The 16,576-nt window shown below is 68.8% G+C and carries 15 protein-coding genes; 10 read left to right on the top strand and 5 right to left on the bottom strand.

The genetic code is table 11. The features are described from left to right. The first annotated feature begins 272 nt into the window (after positions 1-272). The 5 genes from GEM_RS21095 to GEM_RS21075 all read left to right on the top strand — a co-directional run bounded on the left by GEM_RS21095 (position 273) and on the right by GEM_RS21075 (position 5,827). On the top strand, positions 273-743 hold the full coding sequence (locus GEM_RS21095) for a universal stress protein (protein ID WP_014899420.1): 471 nt from the start codon (positions 273-275) through the stop codon (positions 741-743). Positions 744-1,097: 354 nt separating this feature from the next. After that, positions 1,098-1,604 carry a cupin domain-containing protein gene (locus GEM_RS21090; RefSeq protein ID WP_014899419.1) on the top strand — a complete coding sequence of 169 codons (507 nt, stop codon included), beginning with the start codon at positions 1,098-1,100 and terminating at the stop codon, positions 1,602-1,604. Between the two features lie 186 nt (positions 1,605-1,790). Beyond that, positions 1,791-2,816 carry a rhodanese-like domain-containing protein gene (locus GEM_RS21085; RefSeq protein ID WP_014899418.1) on the top strand — a complete coding sequence of 342 codons (1,026 nt, stop codon included), beginning with the start codon at positions 1,791-1,793 and terminating at the stop codon, positions 2,814-2,816. A gap of 440 nt (positions 2,817-3,256) precedes the next feature. Beyond that, positions 3,257-4,639 carry an amino acid permease gene (locus GEM_RS21080; RefSeq protein ID WP_014899417.1) on the top strand — a complete coding sequence of 461 codons (1,383 nt, stop codon included), beginning with the start codon at positions 3,257-3,259 and terminating at the stop codon, positions 4,637-4,639. 252 nt (positions 4,640-4,891) lie between these two features. Further along, entirely contained in the window at positions 4,892-5,827 is a 936-nt protein-coding gene (locus tag GEM_RS21075; protein ID WP_014899416.1) for a universal stress protein, read from the top strand. Between the two features lie 476 nt (positions 5,828-6,303). Here GEM_RS21075 and GEM_RS21070 read toward each other — a convergent pair whose 3' ends face one another. Then, positions 6,304-6,711 (bottom strand): hypothetical protein, encoded by a 408-nt coding sequence (locus tag GEM_RS21070; RefSeq protein ID WP_041490963.1) that lies wholly within the window; start codon positions 6,709-6,711, stop codon positions 6,304-6,306. Positions 6,712-7,295: 584 nt separating this feature from the next. Here GEM_RS21070 and GEM_RS21065 point away from each other — a divergent pair. Then, complete coding sequence (locus tag GEM_RS21065) at positions 7,296-7,553, top strand: DUF3562 domain-containing protein (RefSeq protein WP_014899414.1); 258 nt, start codon at positions 7,296-7,298, stop codon at positions 7,551-7,553. A gap of 219 nt (positions 7,554-7,772) precedes the next feature. Beyond that, positions 7,773-9,572 (top strand): methyl-accepting chemotaxis protein, encoded by a 1,800-nt coding sequence (locus tag GEM_RS21060; RefSeq protein ID WP_014899413.1) that lies wholly within the window; start codon positions 7,773-7,775, stop codon positions 9,570-9,572. A gap of 65 nt (positions 9,573-9,637) precedes the next feature. Here GEM_RS21060 and GEM_RS21055 read toward each other — a convergent pair whose 3' ends face one another. Beyond that, a complete protein-coding gene (locus GEM_RS21055) occupies positions 9,638-10,675 on the bottom strand; it encodes a sigma-54 interaction domain-containing protein (protein ID WP_014899412.1) in 1,038 nt (345 codons plus the stop codon). A gap of 363 nt (positions 10,676-11,038) precedes the next feature. On the opposite strand from GEM_RS21055, the gene GEM_RS21050 reads away from it, so the two are divergent. Next, positions 11,039-13,027 carry a hybrid sensor histidine kinase/response regulator gene (locus tag GEM_RS21050; RefSeq protein ID WP_014899411.1) on the top strand — a complete coding sequence of 663 codons (1,989 nt, stop codon included), beginning with the start codon at positions 11,039-11,041 and terminating at the stop codon, positions 13,025-13,027. Between the two features lie 48 nt (positions 13,028-13,075). Continuing rightward, positions 13,076-13,720: a DUF4142 domain-containing protein gene (locus GEM_RS21045; RefSeq protein WP_014899410.1), complete on the top strand. Its 645-nt coding sequence runs from the start codon at positions 13,076-13,078 to the stop codon at positions 13,718-13,720. 21 nt (positions 13,721-13,741) lie between these two features. Here the strand turns inward: GEM_RS21045 and GEM_RS21040 are convergent, their stop codons facing one another. The 3 genes from GEM_RS21040 to GEM_RS21030 all read right to left on the bottom strand — a co-directional run bounded on the left by GEM_RS21040 (position 13,742) and on the right by GEM_RS21030 (position 15,332). Continuing rightward, on the bottom strand, positions 13,742-14,215 hold the full coding sequence (locus tag GEM_RS21040; RefSeq protein WP_014899409.1) for a PRC-barrel domain-containing protein: 474 nt from the start codon (positions 14,213-14,215) through the stop codon (positions 13,742-13,744). Between the two features lie 94 nt (positions 14,216-14,309). Further along, positions 14,310-14,741 (bottom strand): CBS domain-containing protein, encoded by a 432-nt coding sequence (locus tag GEM_RS21035; RefSeq protein WP_014899408.1) that lies wholly within the window; start codon positions 14,739-14,741, stop codon positions 14,310-14,312. Positions 14,742-15,083: 342 nt separating this feature from the next. Beyond that, a complete protein-coding gene (locus GEM_RS21030) occupies positions 15,084-15,332 on the bottom strand; it encodes a hypothetical protein (protein ID WP_014899406.1) in 249 nt (82 codons plus the stop codon). A 727-nt stretch (positions 15,333-16,059) separates the two neighbouring features. On the opposite strand from GEM_RS21030, the gene GEM_RS21025 reads away from it, so the two are divergent. After that, complete coding sequence (locus GEM_RS21025) at positions 16,060-16,371, top strand: hypothetical protein (protein WP_014899404.1); 312 nt, start codon at positions 16,060-16,062, stop codon at positions 16,369-16,371. Positions 16,372-16,576: the final 205 nt, after the last annotated feature.

The raw sequence follows: 16,576 nt of genomic DNA, 5'->3' as shown, positions 1-16,576 counted from the left end.
GCGGCAAAACCGGGAAAAACTCGCACCGGCCGCGTGCGATGTCTATTTTAAAGATGAAATTGTGCGCGTTTTACGCGCTTTTTGTAATAGGGTCAGCTGAAAATGCAGCGGCCGGGCGACGGAGCGGGCGTGCCGGCCGCGCTTGACGCGCATCAAGCGACGCGTCGGCACGTGGGGCAGACTGTTCGGGAGGCGAGCCGGCATCGGGCCGGCTTGCGATGACGGGCCGCCGTTGCGCGACGCGCGACGCGTGCCCGGTCGGAGGGCGGACCATGTACAAGCGGATTTTCGTCGGGCTCGACGGTAGCCCAAGTGCGCGTCTGGCGCTGAACGAGGCGATCCGGATCGCGGCGGCATCCGGCGGCGAGGTGACATGCGCATATGTCGTCGAGCACCGGCCGCAACTCGTCGACGTCGATGCGGGCTTTGCGGCCGAACGGGATGGCGACGCGGCGGCAACCGACGCGGTAACGCCGGTGCTCGACGACGCGAAAGCCGTGCTTGCGCAGCAGCATGTGCCGGGCACAGTGCGCGCGCTCGATGCGTACGGCGAAGACGTCGCCGCGGTGCTGATGCGCACGGCGGCCGAAGCCGGTGCCGACCTGATCGTGATGGGCACGAGCGGGCGCCACGGGCTGCGCCGGCTGCTGCTCGGCAGTGTCGCGGAATCGCTGCTGCGCGCGGCCGACCGGCCGGTGCTGCTGGTGCGGCACGACGAGCCTGCCGCAGCGGCGACCGCGTGACGGGCCACGTGCGGCGCTGATGCCGGCGCCGCGGCGGGCAGGGAAGTGCGGCGCGCGCCTGGCGTGAGCGCCTGCGGGATGGCGCGCCGGCTGCGCTGAACGACATCGTGCGCGTTCGCGCGACGGCTTTGACGCCCGCCAGCGGGGGCGGCCAGTTGCGCCGTGGCCCGCACTTCTGGCAGCATCGCCCCGTGTTCGCTTCATCGTCGCGCGCCGCGTGTGCGCGCGCTCCAGTCGCCGCCCGCATGGCCGCGGCGATCGACGCAGCGGCACGCGACGGCACCCGAGCGCGTTTGCCCTCGGCAGGGCCGACCGTCGCGTGCCCGGTTCAATACTTCACCGACGTCATCCGCCATGCCGATCTCCGCCGCCGACCTGATTCGCCAGTTCGATTTGCAGCCGCATCCCGAGGGCGGCTATTTCCGGGAAACCTACCGCGCAACCGACTCGGTCGTGCGCCCGGCCGACGGCGCGGCGCGCGCGGCGTCCACCGCGATCTACTACCTGTTGTGCGACGGCGCGTATTCGTCGTGGCACCGGATCCGTTCGGACGAGGTCTGGCATTTCTACGCGGGCGATCCGCTCGAGGTGTGGGTGCTCGACGAGCACGACGGACTGACGATCCACCGGCTCGGCAATCCGCTCACGCATCCGGGCACCGTGTTCCAGGCGGTCGTGCCGGCCGGACGCTGGTTCGGCGCGCGCTGCGCGTCGCCGGAGCAGGTCGCGCTCGTCGGCTGCACGGTTGCGCCGGGCTTCGAGTTTGCGGAATTCGAGCTTGCGGACGCGGCGGCGCTGGCCGGCGCCTTCCCCGAATATGCGGAATACATCGCGGGGCTCGCGCAGCGTCCGCGGACGTGAGCGTGCCGGCCGCGCTGCCGGCCGTCCCGAGCCGCCAGCGACGGTGCCCGTTCCGCGCGAGCTTGGTCAAACCCGTTTAGAATGCCGGTGATGCAGGGTCTGCTGCGGACGTGCCGCGGCGATCGCTGCCAGCCGTATCGGCGGCCGCCCCGTCGCACGGTCCGCATGTCTTCCAGGAGCGCCGTCGTGTGGCACTTTCCCATTGCGATTCCCTCGTCGCTCGGCCCGTGGGCCGTGTTCGCCAGCGTGTTGATCACGCAGCTCGGTGTGCCGGTGCCGGCCGTGCCGATGCTGATCCTCGGCGGTACGATGGCGGCGATGGGGCAGGCGTCCTGGGCGAGCATGTTCGCGGCGGCGATCGGCGCGACGATGCTGGCCGATTCGATGTGGTTCTTCATGGGCCGCACGCGTGGTCGGCGCTTGCTGAACGGGCTCGTGCGCTTCTCGCTGTCGCTCGATACGACGCTGCGCTTCGCGCGTAACGTGTTCGAAAGATACGGCGCACCGCTGCTCGTCCTCTCCAAATTCCTGCCGGGCCTCGGCCTCGTATCGGCGCCGCTGCTCGGCACGACCGCGATCGGCATCGGCGTGTTTCTGTTCTGGGATCTGGCCGGCGCATCGTTGTGGGCTGCGTTCTGGCTGATCGGCGGCGCAGCCGTGCATGACCAGATCGTCCAGTTCGTGCTGTGGGTGCGCGCGAGCGGCGGCACGATCCTCGATGCGTTCCTCGCGATCTTCATCACGTTCCTGCTGTACCGCTGGGTGCGCCGCGTGCAGTTCCGCCGCTATCTTGCGCAGGTGCGGATCTCGCCGCCGCAGCTGGTCGAGATGATGACGTCGAACGAACCGCCGCTGATCTTCGATGCGCGTCCGCGCGCGATCCGCGAGCGCGAGCCGTTCCGGATTGCCGGTGCGGTACCGGTCGATCTCGATTCGCCGGACCTGCTCGATCCGGAGGTGCTGAAGCGGCCGATCGTCGTGTATTGCGTGTGCCCGAACGAGGCGACCGCGAAGCGCCTGATCGCGAAGATGCAGCGCAAGAAGATGCTCCACCACATCAAGGCGCTGAAGGGCGGCCTCGATGCGTGGGAGAAGCACGGCTATCCGGTCGAACCGCTGCCGGCCGATCTGGATGCGTCGCGGTATTTCGTGCGGCCTGAACACGCGGCGCTGAAAGGCGAATATACGGTGCGCGCGACGCTGTCCAAATAAATCGCGCGCCTGGCGCGCCTATCCGAATTTCCGTCACCGATTTTCACGCGCTCGATCCCGCGCGAAAATCGGCTGGCGCGAAACGTCTGATGTTTCTTATAATCCCGCCTGCATATTGCGTGCGCTTGATTGCGCACCTTCGACGCGCATTCGTTCGCGCCGAAAGCGATTGATCCCGTTGTCGCCTGCCACGCGCACAGCCGCGTCGGACGGGCCGCGCGGGCGTATTCCGTGAAAGGCCCGATCCGTTTTCCGGATTGTTCCGGGAAATGTCGATAATCCGCGGCGATTCCAATCGGAGTAACGCATTATCCGTATCGTTTTTCATCCGGAAAACGGCGGCGGGGAGTTTCGTTTTCGGTTTGCCGGTAACGGCATGAACGGTCGCGCATTGACATCGACAATGACGGCGGCCCGTGCGCGGCTGCCAGGAGACGGACTTGAAACAACCAGAAGACCAGCTGCACCGCGGGCTGGAAGAGCGGCACATCAACCTCATGGCGCTTGGCGCGACGATCGGCGTCGGCCTATTCCTCGGCTCCGCCACCGCGATTCGCACCGCCGGCCCGGCCATCCTGCTGACCTACCTGCTGGGCGGCATCGCGATTTTCCTGATCATGCGCGCGCTCGGCGAAATGGCGATCACCAATCCGGTCGCCGGCGCATTCAGCCGCTATGCACGCGACTACCTTGGCCCGCTCGCGGGCTACCTGACCGGCTGGACCTACTGGTTCGTGTGGATCGTCACCTGCATGGCGGAAATCACCGCGGTCGGCGTCTACATGCACATGTGGTTCCCCGGCGTGCCGAACTGGATCTGGGCGCTCGCCGCGCTCACGGCGATGGGCGCGGTGAACTTCATCGCGGTCAAGCTGTACGGCGAATTCGAGTTCTGGTTCGCGCTGATCAAGATCGTCACGATCGTGCTGATGATCATCGGCGGCGGCCTGATGATCGCGTTCGGCATCGGCAACGGTGGCGTCGCGACCGGCATCTCGAACCTGTGGGCGCACGGCGGCTTCATGCCGAACGGCCTCGACGGCGTGATCGGCGCGCTGCCGATCGTGATGTTCGCGTATCTCGGTGTCGAGATGCTCGGTCTCACGGCCGGCGAGGCGCGCAACCCGGAGAAGTCGCTGACGAAGGCGGTGAACTCGGTGTTCTGGCGCGTGCTGATCTTCTACATCGGCGCGCTGTTCGTGATCATGTCGCTCTACCCGTGGGACCAGATCGGCACGCAGGGCAGCCCGTTCGTGATGACGTTCTCGCGGCTCGGGATCCCGGCCGCCGCCGGCATCATCAACTTCGTCGTGCTGACCGCGGCGCTGTCGTCGTGCAACAGCGGCCTGTTCAGCACCGCGCGGATGCTGTACAACCTCGCGCAGCAAGGCCAGGCGCCGAGCCAGCTCGGCCGCGTGAACCGCAATGGCGTGCCGGTGTACGGCGTGGCCCTGTCGGTCGCGCTGCTGCTGATCGGCGTGTTGCTCAACTACCTCGCGCCGCAGCACGTGTTCACGTGGCTGACGTCGGTGTCGACGTTCGGCGCGATCTGGACGTGGTGCGTGATCCTGGTCGCACAGATGCGCTTTCGCCGCACGCTGTCGGCCGACCAGGTCGCGCGCCTGCCGATCCGCGTCCCGTTCTATCCGCTCGGCTCGTTCATCGCGCTCGGGTTTCTCGCGCTGGTCGTCGTGCTGATGGCGTTCACACCCGACACGCGCGTCGCGCTCGTGATCGGGCCGGTGTGGATCGTGCTGCTCGGCATCGCGTACGCGGTGTTCTATGCGAACCGCGCGGCCGCCCCTGCGTCGACGAAGTCGTAAGCGAACCGGCCGAAGACGGCCGTGCCGCGTGCCGGAAACGCGCACGCGGTGCATCGCGGCCCGCACGGGGATTGATCCGGATCATGCAGGTGCGGGCCGGACGTCATATGCTGTTTGAATCGCCTGTCCGCGCTTCGTGCGGCCATCCGCCGATCCCCGCGATCGCACCGGCCGTCCGTCCGCCGCGTGCCGCCTCCGCGCGAAGCTTCGGTCGTCGTTTCGCGACGACGCGCCCGCAAGGAGACCTTCGCCATGCAATCTGCCCCGTCCATCCCGCCGCTCGCCCGGATCGCGCTGGCCGTCGATTCCACGCCGGAATCGCTGTCCGCCGCGCGCTACGCACGCACGCTGCTGCGCCCCGGCATGCAGGTGCGCATCGTCTGCGCGATCGACAATCCGCGCCTCGTGCTGCCCGACATCCCGCGCATCGATGCGCTGCTGACGTCGGCGCGCGAGGACATGGCGCGCGAAGCGCAGGCGGTGCTCGACCGGACCGCCGCGCTGTTCGCCGACAGCGGCGCGGCGGTCGAGCAGGTGATCGTCGATACGTCGGTCACGGGCGGGACGGTGGCCAATGCACTCGCGAACGAAACGTCGACCTGGCATGCCGACGCGCTGGTGGTCGGCGCCAATCCGCATCACGGGCTGCTGCGGCTCGTCGAAGGTGCGATGTCCGATACGCTGGCCGCGCGCGCACGCTGCGCGCTGCTGATCGTGCCCGCCGACTATGCGCGACCCTCGGAAGGCCCGCTGCAACGCCTGATGTTTGCGGTCGACGGTAGCGAGCCGTCATTGCATGCGGCGCGCATCGGGCTCGGCCTCGCGGCCCCGACGACGCTGCTGTACGCGGCCTATGTCGTTGATCGCGCGGTTCGTCTGACGGATTTCGTGCCGGTGCGCGCACTCGAGGATGCGTATCGCGCGGAGGGCGAGGAGGCGCTGGCGCGGATCGGCCCGCTATTCCATGCAACCGGCAACCCGACCAAGCGCGGCATCGTCGAGACGCGCGCGACCAGCGACGACGTCGCCCACGCGTTGATGCGCGACGCGGTGCACTGGCATGCGGAACTCCTGGTGGTCGGCACGCACGGCCGGCGCGGCATCGCCGCGTGGCTGATCGGCAGCGTCGCGCGTCGCATCGCCCATCTCGCGCAGGTGCCGGTGCTGCTCGTGCGCGGCGCGACGTAAAGATCGCATCGCCGTGCAGGCGATCCGAGTTTTCATTGACCTGAATCAGAGACGTCAGGCGCGTTGCGTGACACAGTGGCGCCGCGTGCGGCGTGGCGGATCGTCGGTCGCCCGTGCGCGACGGCGTGCAACGATGCCATTCGACAGCCGCGCTCGAGCGCGCGTGCGGCACCGTTTCGATTCAACCGATTTCCGGAGCCGTGCCATGCATCGCGTGGCACGCGATCCGGTCGAGCACTCTCAGGCACGAGGGTAGGCAGCCGGCGGCTGCCTTGGACGACGGACGGGGCGCATGTCACCCCGTCCGCTTTCCTGGCCCCGTGCGGTCTTCTTTCCTCGCAGGATTGTCTTGGTTGTGGTCGCCGTGCGGAACGGCGCAGGTTGGCACGCGATGCGCTGGCTCGCACCGCAGACGCTGTCGGACGGGCGTCGCAGTCGCGCCGCGGCTCCCCGTGCCGCGGCGGCTGCGTGCGCCGTCAGGCGCCGTGTAATGCCCGCAGGTCGTGCCGGTGGCGGGCGCTCCGGCAGGCACGTGCACGGCGGCGTACGGCATGTGGGCGTCCGCGTCCGCCCGGTGCGCGATCGCGCAGACGCGGCCAGCCGGGGCGCGTCTTGCGGCGCGGTGCCGCAACGACCGGTGCGGCATCGACGCGCGCGCAGAGTGCGGCGGCGAATCGCTGCAGCGCGAGCACCGAGCCCGCGACGCTCTGGTATTTCTCACGGCCGATCTGCCCGTCGAGCGTGACGAGCAAGCCGGACTCACGCGCGAGCGCGAGCAATCCGTCGAGATCCTCCGGCTGGCGAATGCCGGCCGACACGGCGGGAGCGGATTGCGCGCGTGCGCGCCGCTGTCCGTCTCGGGTCGGGAAGTTGCGATGTGCCACCATGGTTGGTCTCCTGCACCGGACCCCGCGTGCCGGCTCGATGGCCGGCTGGGCGATGACCCGTCATGAACGCCTGGTTCATGACGTCAGTATCGGTCGGGCATGGCGCGCTGCCAATCGGCGCGGGCTGAAGTCGCTGTCAGGCATTGCGCGCGGCCTATCGGAATCCGCTGACACGCGAGGGCGAGGATCGGCTGCGGCGGCCCATTCCCGGCGGGAACGCGTGCCACGCCGGGCGTCGCGAACCGATCCATTCCGACTGACGAATGGCATTGCTTGACGCAGGTTTTCGGACGGTCTAAGTTTCCCACTGCAGCGACGTCGCGCGACGTTTCACCGTCCGCGTGAGCGTCGGTGTCGCGCCTCCGGGGGGCGTGGCAATGCTTCCAGTCGTTCGCGGGCCGTGTGCGCCGCGAATCTGTGTGCGGACCGATTCGTCGACGAATCGCCGCGGCGGCACGCAAGGTGCCGTTGATCGCGCGCAAACATGCTTCGGCGCATCGTACGCCGCGCAGCCGTCCAGTCTCTAAGCTTCCGGTAGCGTCATCTTTTCCTTTCGTTCCTCGACCGTCAGGAGCCCGTCGATGTCACAGGACAATTTGCTCGATTCACTCAAGGAAGTCGCCGCACAACGTGCGATCGGCGCCGACCAGTTGCGCACGATGCTCGATGACGAAGTGCGTGCGCTGTCGTCCGATGCGCGCGTGCACGACTACATCCACGTGTTCGCGATTCGCCACCTGCGAGAGCGGATGCGAAGGCAGGACGAACTCGACGGCGACGCGCCGGGCGGGGCGTCGCATCGCGAGCACGACGAAGCCGCTACGAGCCGCCGTTTGTGACGGACCGTCGCCGCTGCCGGCGCGGCGCGAGCTGCGGCGTCAGCGGCGACCCTTCTGGCCGCCGCACGAAACCGTCCTGACAACGTCCTTACGGTTGTCGACGCGTTTCGTCATACGTTTCATCGAATTGTCACGACGACCTCAAGTAAGCTGCGCGAATGCCGTTTACCCGGTGAATTCGTCCACCGGGCGTTCGCGCTCTCTTACCGAGTCGTCACCATGTTCTCGTCCATTCGCACCCGCATCCTTGCCGCGTGCGTCGCCATCGTCGTATTCGCGCTCGCCGCCACCACGCTGATCAATTACTTCATCGCGCATTCGTACAACGACGACGCGATCGACCGCAACCTGACATCCGTCGCGAGCGGCCACGTGGTCGGCATCGGCGACTGGGTCGCGACCCGGAGCCGGATGATCGCGTCGCTGCAAGACGCCGCGCTGTCGCCCGATCCGCTGCCGGTGTTCAAGCAGATGGCTGCGGCCGGCGGCTTCACGAACGTCTACGCGGGCTACGCGGACAAGGTATTCCATTTCTCCGATCCGACCGGCATCCCGCCCGACTACGACCCGACCGGCCGGCCGTGGTACAAGCAGGCCGCGCAGGCCGGCAAGCCGGTCGTCACGCCGCCGTACGTCGACGCGGGCACCGGCAACCTGGTCGTCACGTTTGCGGTGCCGATCCTGCGCGACGGCGCGCTCAAGGGGGTCGTCGCCGCGGACGTCGCGATGGACAGCGTGATCGCGAACGTGAAGTCGATCCGCCCGACGCCCGCGAGCTTCGGGATGTTGATCGACAGCAGCGGCCACGTCGTCGCGCATCCGGACGCGAAGCTCACGTTGAAGCCGGTCGCCGACGTGTCGCCGGACCTCGGCGGGACGAGCGCCGCGTCGCTGGCGGCCGCCACCGCGCCGGTCGAAGTGCACGTCGGCGGCGACGCGAAGCTGGTGCGCGCGCAAGCCGTGCCGGGCACCGACTGGTATGCGCTGGTCCTGCTCGACAAATCCGAAGCGACGGCCGGGATGCGCTCGCTGCTGACCGCGTCGCTGATCACACTGGTGGTGATCGTCGGCGTCGCGTCGCTGATCGTCGGCGCGATCACCACGACCGCGTTCCGCCGCCTGTCGCAGGTGCGTCAGGCGATGGCGTCGATCGGCTCGGGCACGGGCGACCTGACGCAGCGCCTGCCGGCCGCAGGCCGCGACGAGGTGGCCGATATCGCGCGCTCGTTCAACAGCTTCGTCGACAAGCTGAACGACGTGATGCGCCAGATCCGCGATGCGAGCGAATCGGTGCGCACCGCCGCGAACGAAATCGCCGCCGGCAACCAGGACCTGTCGTCGCGCACCGAATCGGCGGCGGCGAGCCTCGAGGAAACGGCCGCGTCGATGGAAGAGATCACCGCGACCGTCGGCCAGTCGGCCGCGGCTGCGGGCCAGGCCGACGAACGGGCGGCCGCGGCGTCGCGGATCGCGTCGCACGGCGGTGTGGTCGTGTCGGACGTCGTGTCGACGATGGAGAAGATCGAGGAAGCGTCGGGCCGGATCGGCGACATCATCGGCGTGATCGACGGGATCGCGTTCCAGACCAACATCCTCGCGCTGAACGCGGCCGTCGAAGCGGCGCGCGCGGGCGAGCAGGGCCGCGGTTTCGCGGTCGTCGCGCAGGAAGTGCGCAGTCTCGCGCAGCGCAGCGCGCAGGCGGCGCGCGAGGTGAAGGTGCTGGTCGAGTCGACGGTCGCGAGCGTATCGGCCGGGTCGGGGCAGGTGCGCCAGGCCGGCGACACGATGCGCGAGATCGTGTCGAACGTCGCCAACGTGACGACGATCATTTCCGAGATCACCCACGCGGCGAACGAACAGACGCGCGGCATTCAGGAGGTGAATCGCGCGGTCACGCAGCTCGACGAAATGGTCCAGCAGAACGCGGCGCTGGTCGAACAGTCGACTGCCGCTGCGACCGCGCTGCAGACGCAGGCGAACGCGCTGGCGACGACGGTCGGGCAGTTCAAGGTCGCATGACCGGTGTCGGGTGACGCGGCCGGCGTTCGCCGGTCCGCCCCCCGTGATGCTCGCGGCGGCGGCGCTCAGGCCTGGCCGCTGTCGCGCATCAGCGCGAGCCGGTTGTAGAGCGTCTTCAGGCTGATGCCGAGCGCTTTCGCGGCTTGCGGCTTGTTGCCGTCGAAGTGCTGCAGCGTCGCCGCGATGAAGCGCTGCTGCGCGTGGTGCAGCGTCGCGCCGAGCGGCAGCGCCATCGCGTCGTCCGACGTGTGGTCGGGCAGCATCGTCTGCTTCGGCAGCGTGACGTCGATGCCTTCGTCCGCGAGGATATACGCGCGCTCGATCGTGTTGTACAGCTCGCGCACGTTGCCGGGCCACGAATACGCGCGCAGCGCCGCGATCGCGGCATCGGTCAGCCGCTTGTGCGAGCGGTGCCGCGCGTTGAGCGTGTCGACGAATTCCTGCGCGATCGCCTCGACGTCGCCGTTGCGCTGGCGCAGCGGCGGCACGTACAGCGCGAACGCGGCGAGCCGGTAGAACAGGTCCTCGCGCAGCCGGCCATCGCGCACGGCTTCGGCCGGATTGTGGCGCGTCGCCGACACGATGCGCACGTCGAGCGGAATCGGCTCGGTGCCGCCGACCCGCACGATCGTGTTCGATTCGAGCGCCCGCAGCAGCTTCACCTGCAACGACGCGGGCATTTCCGCGATCTCGTCGAGCAGCAGCGTGCCGCCGCACGCGGCCTCGAAGAAACCCTCGCGCTGCGCGATCGCGCCGGTGAAGCTGCCTTTCTCGTGACCGAACAATTGCGCCTCGGCGATGTCGGGCGGAATCGCGCCGCAGTTGACGGGCACGAACGGCCCGTCGCGGCGTTCGCTGAGGTCGTGCAGCCGGCGCGCGACGATATCCTTGCCGACCCCGCTTTCGCCGGCAATCATCACGCTGGCGCGGGTCGGAGCGATTTTCTCGATACGGCCGAGCAGCGTGCGCATCGCCGCGGAGCGGCCGGACAGCCGGCGCAGGTCGGCGCGTGGCTTCGGACGGTTGGCAGAATCACCCATAGGCATTAGCGGGCCGTTTTGAAAATCGGCATCGCGCATTTCCACGGTTGCAATATTTATCATCGACAGCGAAACGGCATGAAAGGTGCCGCAGTATAGAAATTTCCAATGTGCGGGGTGAGGCTGCAAGGAAGACTCGATCGCGGCCCCGCGCGGTCGATGCGCAGCAGCCGACACGGTTCATCGTTGCCTTTTTACAGACAACCAATGAAAAATCGAAAGGCAAGTGAAATCGCATTCCCCGGCACGGCAGTGGATGACTGAGCGGCACGACGGTGCCCGTCATGCGCACGGGCGCCGCCGTGCGTCGCGCGCCGGGCACGCGCGTTGCTTGGGTCAGCAGGCTCGCCCGGCACGCTCGGCGACCTGCCGACCGCCAGGCGGCATGCCGTCGAACGACGCTAGCCGGGGCGATGCAAGGACACGATGAGGACCTTTACCCGTGGGCTGTTATGGCAGGGCGCATGGGTCGTGCTGACCGTCGCGCTGGCGTCTGCGCTGCAGGCGTGGGCGATTCACGTCGTCGGCGCGTACGAACCGTTTGCGCCGCTGCCTTTTTATGCCGGTGTCGCTGCCGCGGCGTGGCTGACGTCGTTCGGCGGCGGCCTGGCCGCGACTGCCGCGAGCGTGGCCGTGATCGGCGCGTGGTGGTGGCGCGATGCGCCGATGTCCGTGCTGCTCGTCCAGGCCGGCGCATTCGTCGCGATCAGCTTCGTCGAATGCGTGCTCGTGACGGCCGTGAAGCCGCTGCTTGCCAACGACCGGATGCGCGACGCCATCGATGTCGAAGAGGATGACCCACGCGCGCCGCGACACGAACCGGCACCCGCGCCGGGCTCGCCCGACGACAGCCTGCTGCGCCGCGTGGTCGATGCATCGCCCGACGCGATCATCGGCGTCGATGCCGCACGGCGGATCACGAGCTGGAACCCGGCGGCGCGGCGGATCTTCGGCATCGACGCGGCGGCGGTGATCGGGCACGACGTCACGACGCTGATCGCGCCGCGCTGGCTGCGGCTGCATCCGGTTCCCGCGTCGTTCGCGAACGTGCGGGCGAGCGCCGGCGCGCTCGACATCCTGTGCGTGCGAACCGACGGCGGCTGCTTTCGCGCGACCTTCTCGGCGTCGCCGATCGTCGACGCGCACGGCAACTGCACCGGCGTGTCGATGACGCTGCGCGAGGCGCACGAACGCCGCCGCGACGAACGGCGCGACCTGCGTTCGTTGCGCGGCGCGCACGACGCACGCGTGCAGGCCGACGAGTCGAACCGCTTGAAGGACGAACTGCTGGCCACCGTGTCGCATGAATTGCGCACGCCGCTGAACGTCATCTACGGCTGGGTCGAGGTGCTGCGCAACGGCAACGGCCAGGGATTCTCGCACCAGGCGATCGACGCGATCGATCGCAGCGCGCGGTCGCTGTCGCACATGGTCGGCGACCTGCTCGATGCGTCGTCGCTCGCGACCGGCCGGATGCGCATCGAACGCGTACCGGTCGACCTCGTGCGGGTCGTGCGCGAGGCTGTGCGCGAACTCGGCACGACCGCGGAGGCGAACAACCTCGTGCTGACGACGGAGTGCGCGCTGTCCAACTGCGTGATCTCCGCGGACGGCGAGCGCCTGCGCCAGGTGCTGTCGAACCTGCTGTCGAACGCGATCAAGTTCACGCCGCCGGGCGGCCGCATCACGGTGTCGCTGACCCGGGCCGGCGCGCGTGTACGGCTGTCGGTCGCCGACACGGGCCAGGGCATTTCTGCGGAACGCCTGCCGCACCTGTTCGACACGTTCAACCGGCCGGAAGGCGCATCCGCGTCGCCGAAGCGCGGCCTCGGGCTCGGCCTGTCGATCGTGCGCAACATCGTGCGGCTGCACGGCGGCGAGGTTGCGGCGACGAGCCAAGGCGCCGGGCGCGGCACGACCGTGACGGTCATGCTGCCGGTGGACTGGGGCGCCGACGATCCGAACGGTCACCCGGTGCGGCCGAGCGGCGCGTCGACCGCGGTCGCGCTCGACGGCCAGCGCGTGCTGGTGGTGGACGACGACGCGACGTCGCGCGCAAGCCTTGCGGCGGCGCTCGAGACGCTGGGCGCGCAGGTCTCGACCGCGCAATCGGGGCACGATGCGCTCGACGCGGTCGCGCAGCAGCACCCGAGTGTCGTGCTGTCCGATCTCGCGATGCCGGACGGCGACGGGTACTGGCTGCTGGACCGCATCCGGCATCTGCCGAACGGCCGCAAGCACCTGCCCGTCGTCGCGGTGACCGCGCATGCGGGCAAGGCGGACCGGCGCCGTGTGATGGCCGCCGGCTTCGATGCGTACCTGTGCAAGCCGGTCGACATGCCGACGCTGGCTGGCGTGATCGTCGACGTGTCGCACGACGACGCGACGAAAGGTGGAACCGGACGGCGCCACTGACGCGCGGGCAAGCGCCGGCCCGATCCGTCGACAGATACGGAGACCCGGATGAAATCGAACGGCACGAACCGGAACCCGCACCGCACCGCCACGTTCACCGGCACCGTGTGCTTGCTGGTATCGGGCGTGCTCACGGTATCCGGCGCACCGGCATTCGTGCCGGCGCAGGCGCCGCCTGCTTCGTCCGTTCTGGTCGAACCAGGCGTCGTGCGGCCCGGCGCGACCGCCGACGAGGCGGACATGACGCGGCGGCCGACCGGCATCGACGCCGAGTTCGTCGACAAGGCGGGCATCATCGGCAAGACGGAACTGCAGGCGAGCCAGCTCGCGCTCGATCGGTCGTCGAATCCGGACGTGAAGGCATTCGCGCGTCGGATGGTCGACGATCACGGCCGCATTGCCGGCGAACTGCGCCGGCTCGGCGCGGAAAAGGGCGTGCCCGTGCAGGCGCGGATGCTCGTCGATCCGGCGGTGACGGTGCTGCGAACCATGCATGGCCGCGCGTTCGACCAGGGTTACATCGCGTTGGCGGGGCCGCATGCGCAGGAGGGCGCGATCCGGCTCTACGAAGCCGAGGCCCGCACCGGGCGCGACCCGCAGCTCCGCGCGTTCGCAGCCGGCACGCTGACGATGTTGAGGAGGCACCTGAGCGCCGCGCGCGAACTTGCGAATGCGATCGCGGCCGCGCACTGATCCGCACGGCGAGCCGGTGCGTCAGTGCCGCGTGTCGTTCTCCGGGCCATCAGGCGACGCCTCGCAAGGCGGCGAGTCGAACGCCGTTTCGCCTTCCTCGATCAGCCAGTACGGCGACGAGCCGTAGTACGCGTGCAGCGCCTCGGCCCATGCGGGATCCGCTATCACAGGCCAGCGATCGTTCTCGAAACCCGGCGCCGCGCGCACATGCCCGGTCGGCACCGGCAGCACGAAGCAGCGGCGCTCGACATCGAGCGTCAGCACGTTCCACGGCACCGCGAGCAGCTGGTCATCGAGTCCCGGAAAACCGCTCGACGCCACGACCGCGTACGCGATCCGGCCGGAGCGGACGTCGAGCATGACGTGGGTGACCTTGCCGATAGCGTCGCCGTCTAACGTCAGCACGGGTTCGCCTTCCAGCGTGCGGGCGGCCATCACGCCGGGCCCCGGCCCGCCGGCCGAGCGGCCGCCGTCGCCGACCATGCGCGTATGCATGCGCGCATGGTCGGTACGTTGTCATCGCAAGTTCCTGGTCGAAGCGGCGCGGCGCATACGACGCGACGCGCGAGCGCACTGGTGAGGGGGTAAGTCAGCGGCGGCGCGGCAACGATACGTCCTCGAGCGTATTGGCCAGCTCGTCGCGTGCCGGGCCGCCTGCGCGTGTCGCGATGTCGCCCAGCGATACGATGCCGACGATCTGCCGCGTGCCGTCGAGCACCGGCATCCGGTGCAACTGCACGTCGGCCATCCGCTGCTGCACATCGCCGACACCGTCGTCCTCCACGCACCACTGCACGGGCGCGGAGGCGACCGCCTTGACCGGGGTGTCGGGGGAATGCCCGTGCGACAGTGCGCGCACCGCAAGGTCGCGGTCCGTCACGATCGCGACGAGTTCGGTGCCGTCGCAGACCGGCAGCACGCCGATGTCGAAGCGCTGCATCAATGCGGCCGCATGGCGAATCGTGTCGGTCGGCGCGACGCACACCACGTCGCGCGACATGATCTCGTTGACGCGATACATGAACGCCTCCTTCGTGAGCGAGACGATCCGGGAGCAGGACGCGTGCCGCGTTCGGTCGGCACACATCGGGCCTGACGCGGCCGGGCCACGGAGAAATTTGCCAGCCGTTTTGTACATCCTCCACGGCGGCAGCCGGGGCGGGGCCGCAAGCGACGGTCAGTGGCCGACGCCCGTCATCACGACGATTGCCAGGACCAGCGCGCTCTCGATCGCGGCCAGCGCCGCGACGCCGACAGCGCCGCTGACTTCGTGCCATGCACGTTCCATGCGTTTCATCAGTTGACTCCGGTTTTCGCCGGCCCGGCGCTACGCTGCCGCGTATCGCTGACCCGGATGCCGCCGTCAGCCGTGATCGCGGGGCGGTGGCGGGGCGTCGGGCGCGCGCCGTTCGCGTTCGCCGGACGGCTTGGTGGGGTCGATGCGGGTCGCGCCGCCGACGGCGGGCGGATCGCTGGCCGGAAACGTCTCCTCGAGCCCTTCGTCGATGCGTTCCTCCGTCTTGTCTTTGGACGGCGGGCGCGACGCGGCGAGCGGGAGTACACCGGCGGCCGGTATCACGGCGTCGCGGCGGCCGGTGGCGTAAACGGACATGGTCGAACCTCCTTATGGGTAACGACGGGAGCAAGCGTCGTACCGCGCGGTGTCGGTGACATGGCGCTTGCAGCCGTCGAGCCAGCCGGGCCGGCGGACGCATGGCCCGCCCGCCGCCGGCGTGGACGAGAAGACAGCGTGATGAAGGAACCCAGAAAAAGGATACGTTACGACGCGAACGTATGCGGCGGTGATTTCAGCCATGGGCGCGAGCGGTTCGATCCAGGGAAGCGTGAATCGCTGGCTTGTCGGCCCGAGCGTGCATGTTCGACGGGATGGACGAGGTCCGTGAACGGAACCGTACTGCCTGCGCGGGCCGCCCCACGGGCGCGGGTTACGCCATCCGCGCCGTCCGGTCCGTTCGCGCTCGCGGTGCAGTTCGCCGCGGCAGGTGCACGATGTGGCGGCTGACGACGCATGACCGGTCGCGCGGTTGCACAGACGCTCGGGCACGCTGCTTGCGCGCGGTCGCCGCGTCAATCGACACGCGCGAGCCGACGCGCTGGAGCGACATGAACCCCCGATCCATCCTGCACCGCCCCGAACCGACCCCCGACGTCGATCCCGACCCGACCCTGCCCGAGCACGACGATCCGGTCGATCCGCCCGTGCCACCGGGCCCGCCCCGGGGTGATCCGCCGTTGCAGCCGCCGCCGATCCGGATGCGGAAGCCGGGCGGGTGCAGCGAAACGCAGTCGGCCGCGCGATTACTGACAGGAGGACCATCATGGACATTCACGTGCAATCGCCGGACAAGCGCGCGATCGCTCAGGTGCTGGGCCGCTATTTCGAATCGCGTTCGTTGCGCTATCACATCGAGGAGTTGCCGGGCGGCGTGCTGCATATCGGCTTTCGCGCCAGCGGCCGCCCGGTCGCCGTCACCGTGTCGTTCGACGACTCCGCATACGACACCTACACGCACTGGGACGCAAGCCAGAAGCAGCTTGCGCTCGGGCGGCTCGCGGACGGCTTCTCGCGCATGATGTCGACGCGCAGTCCGGCCGCACTCGCCGGCGACTATCACATCGAGCGTTTCTGATTCCGCAACCATTCGTCGTCTCGTGCCGGAATCCGGCAAAGTGCCCGTGCTCAACGGGCGCTTTGCGGCTTCGCGCGTGTCGCGTAGGATGTTCACTAATTCAGCGCACGCTACGTTCGCGACGTCGACTGCCTGCCGTGGCAGTCGAACCGACGCGACGCGCTTTCCCTCAGGTTCGTTTCGCGCAACCGACGGAGACCGCCTT

Origin of the sequence: Burkholderia cepacia GG4 (assembly GCF_000292915.1) — a bacterium.
Taxonomy (GTDB): domain Bacteria; phylum Pseudomonadota; class Gammaproteobacteria; order Burkholderiales; family Burkholderiaceae; genus Burkholderia; species Burkholderia cepacia_D.
This window is presented reverse-complemented; position numbering and strand designations above follow the sequence as displayed.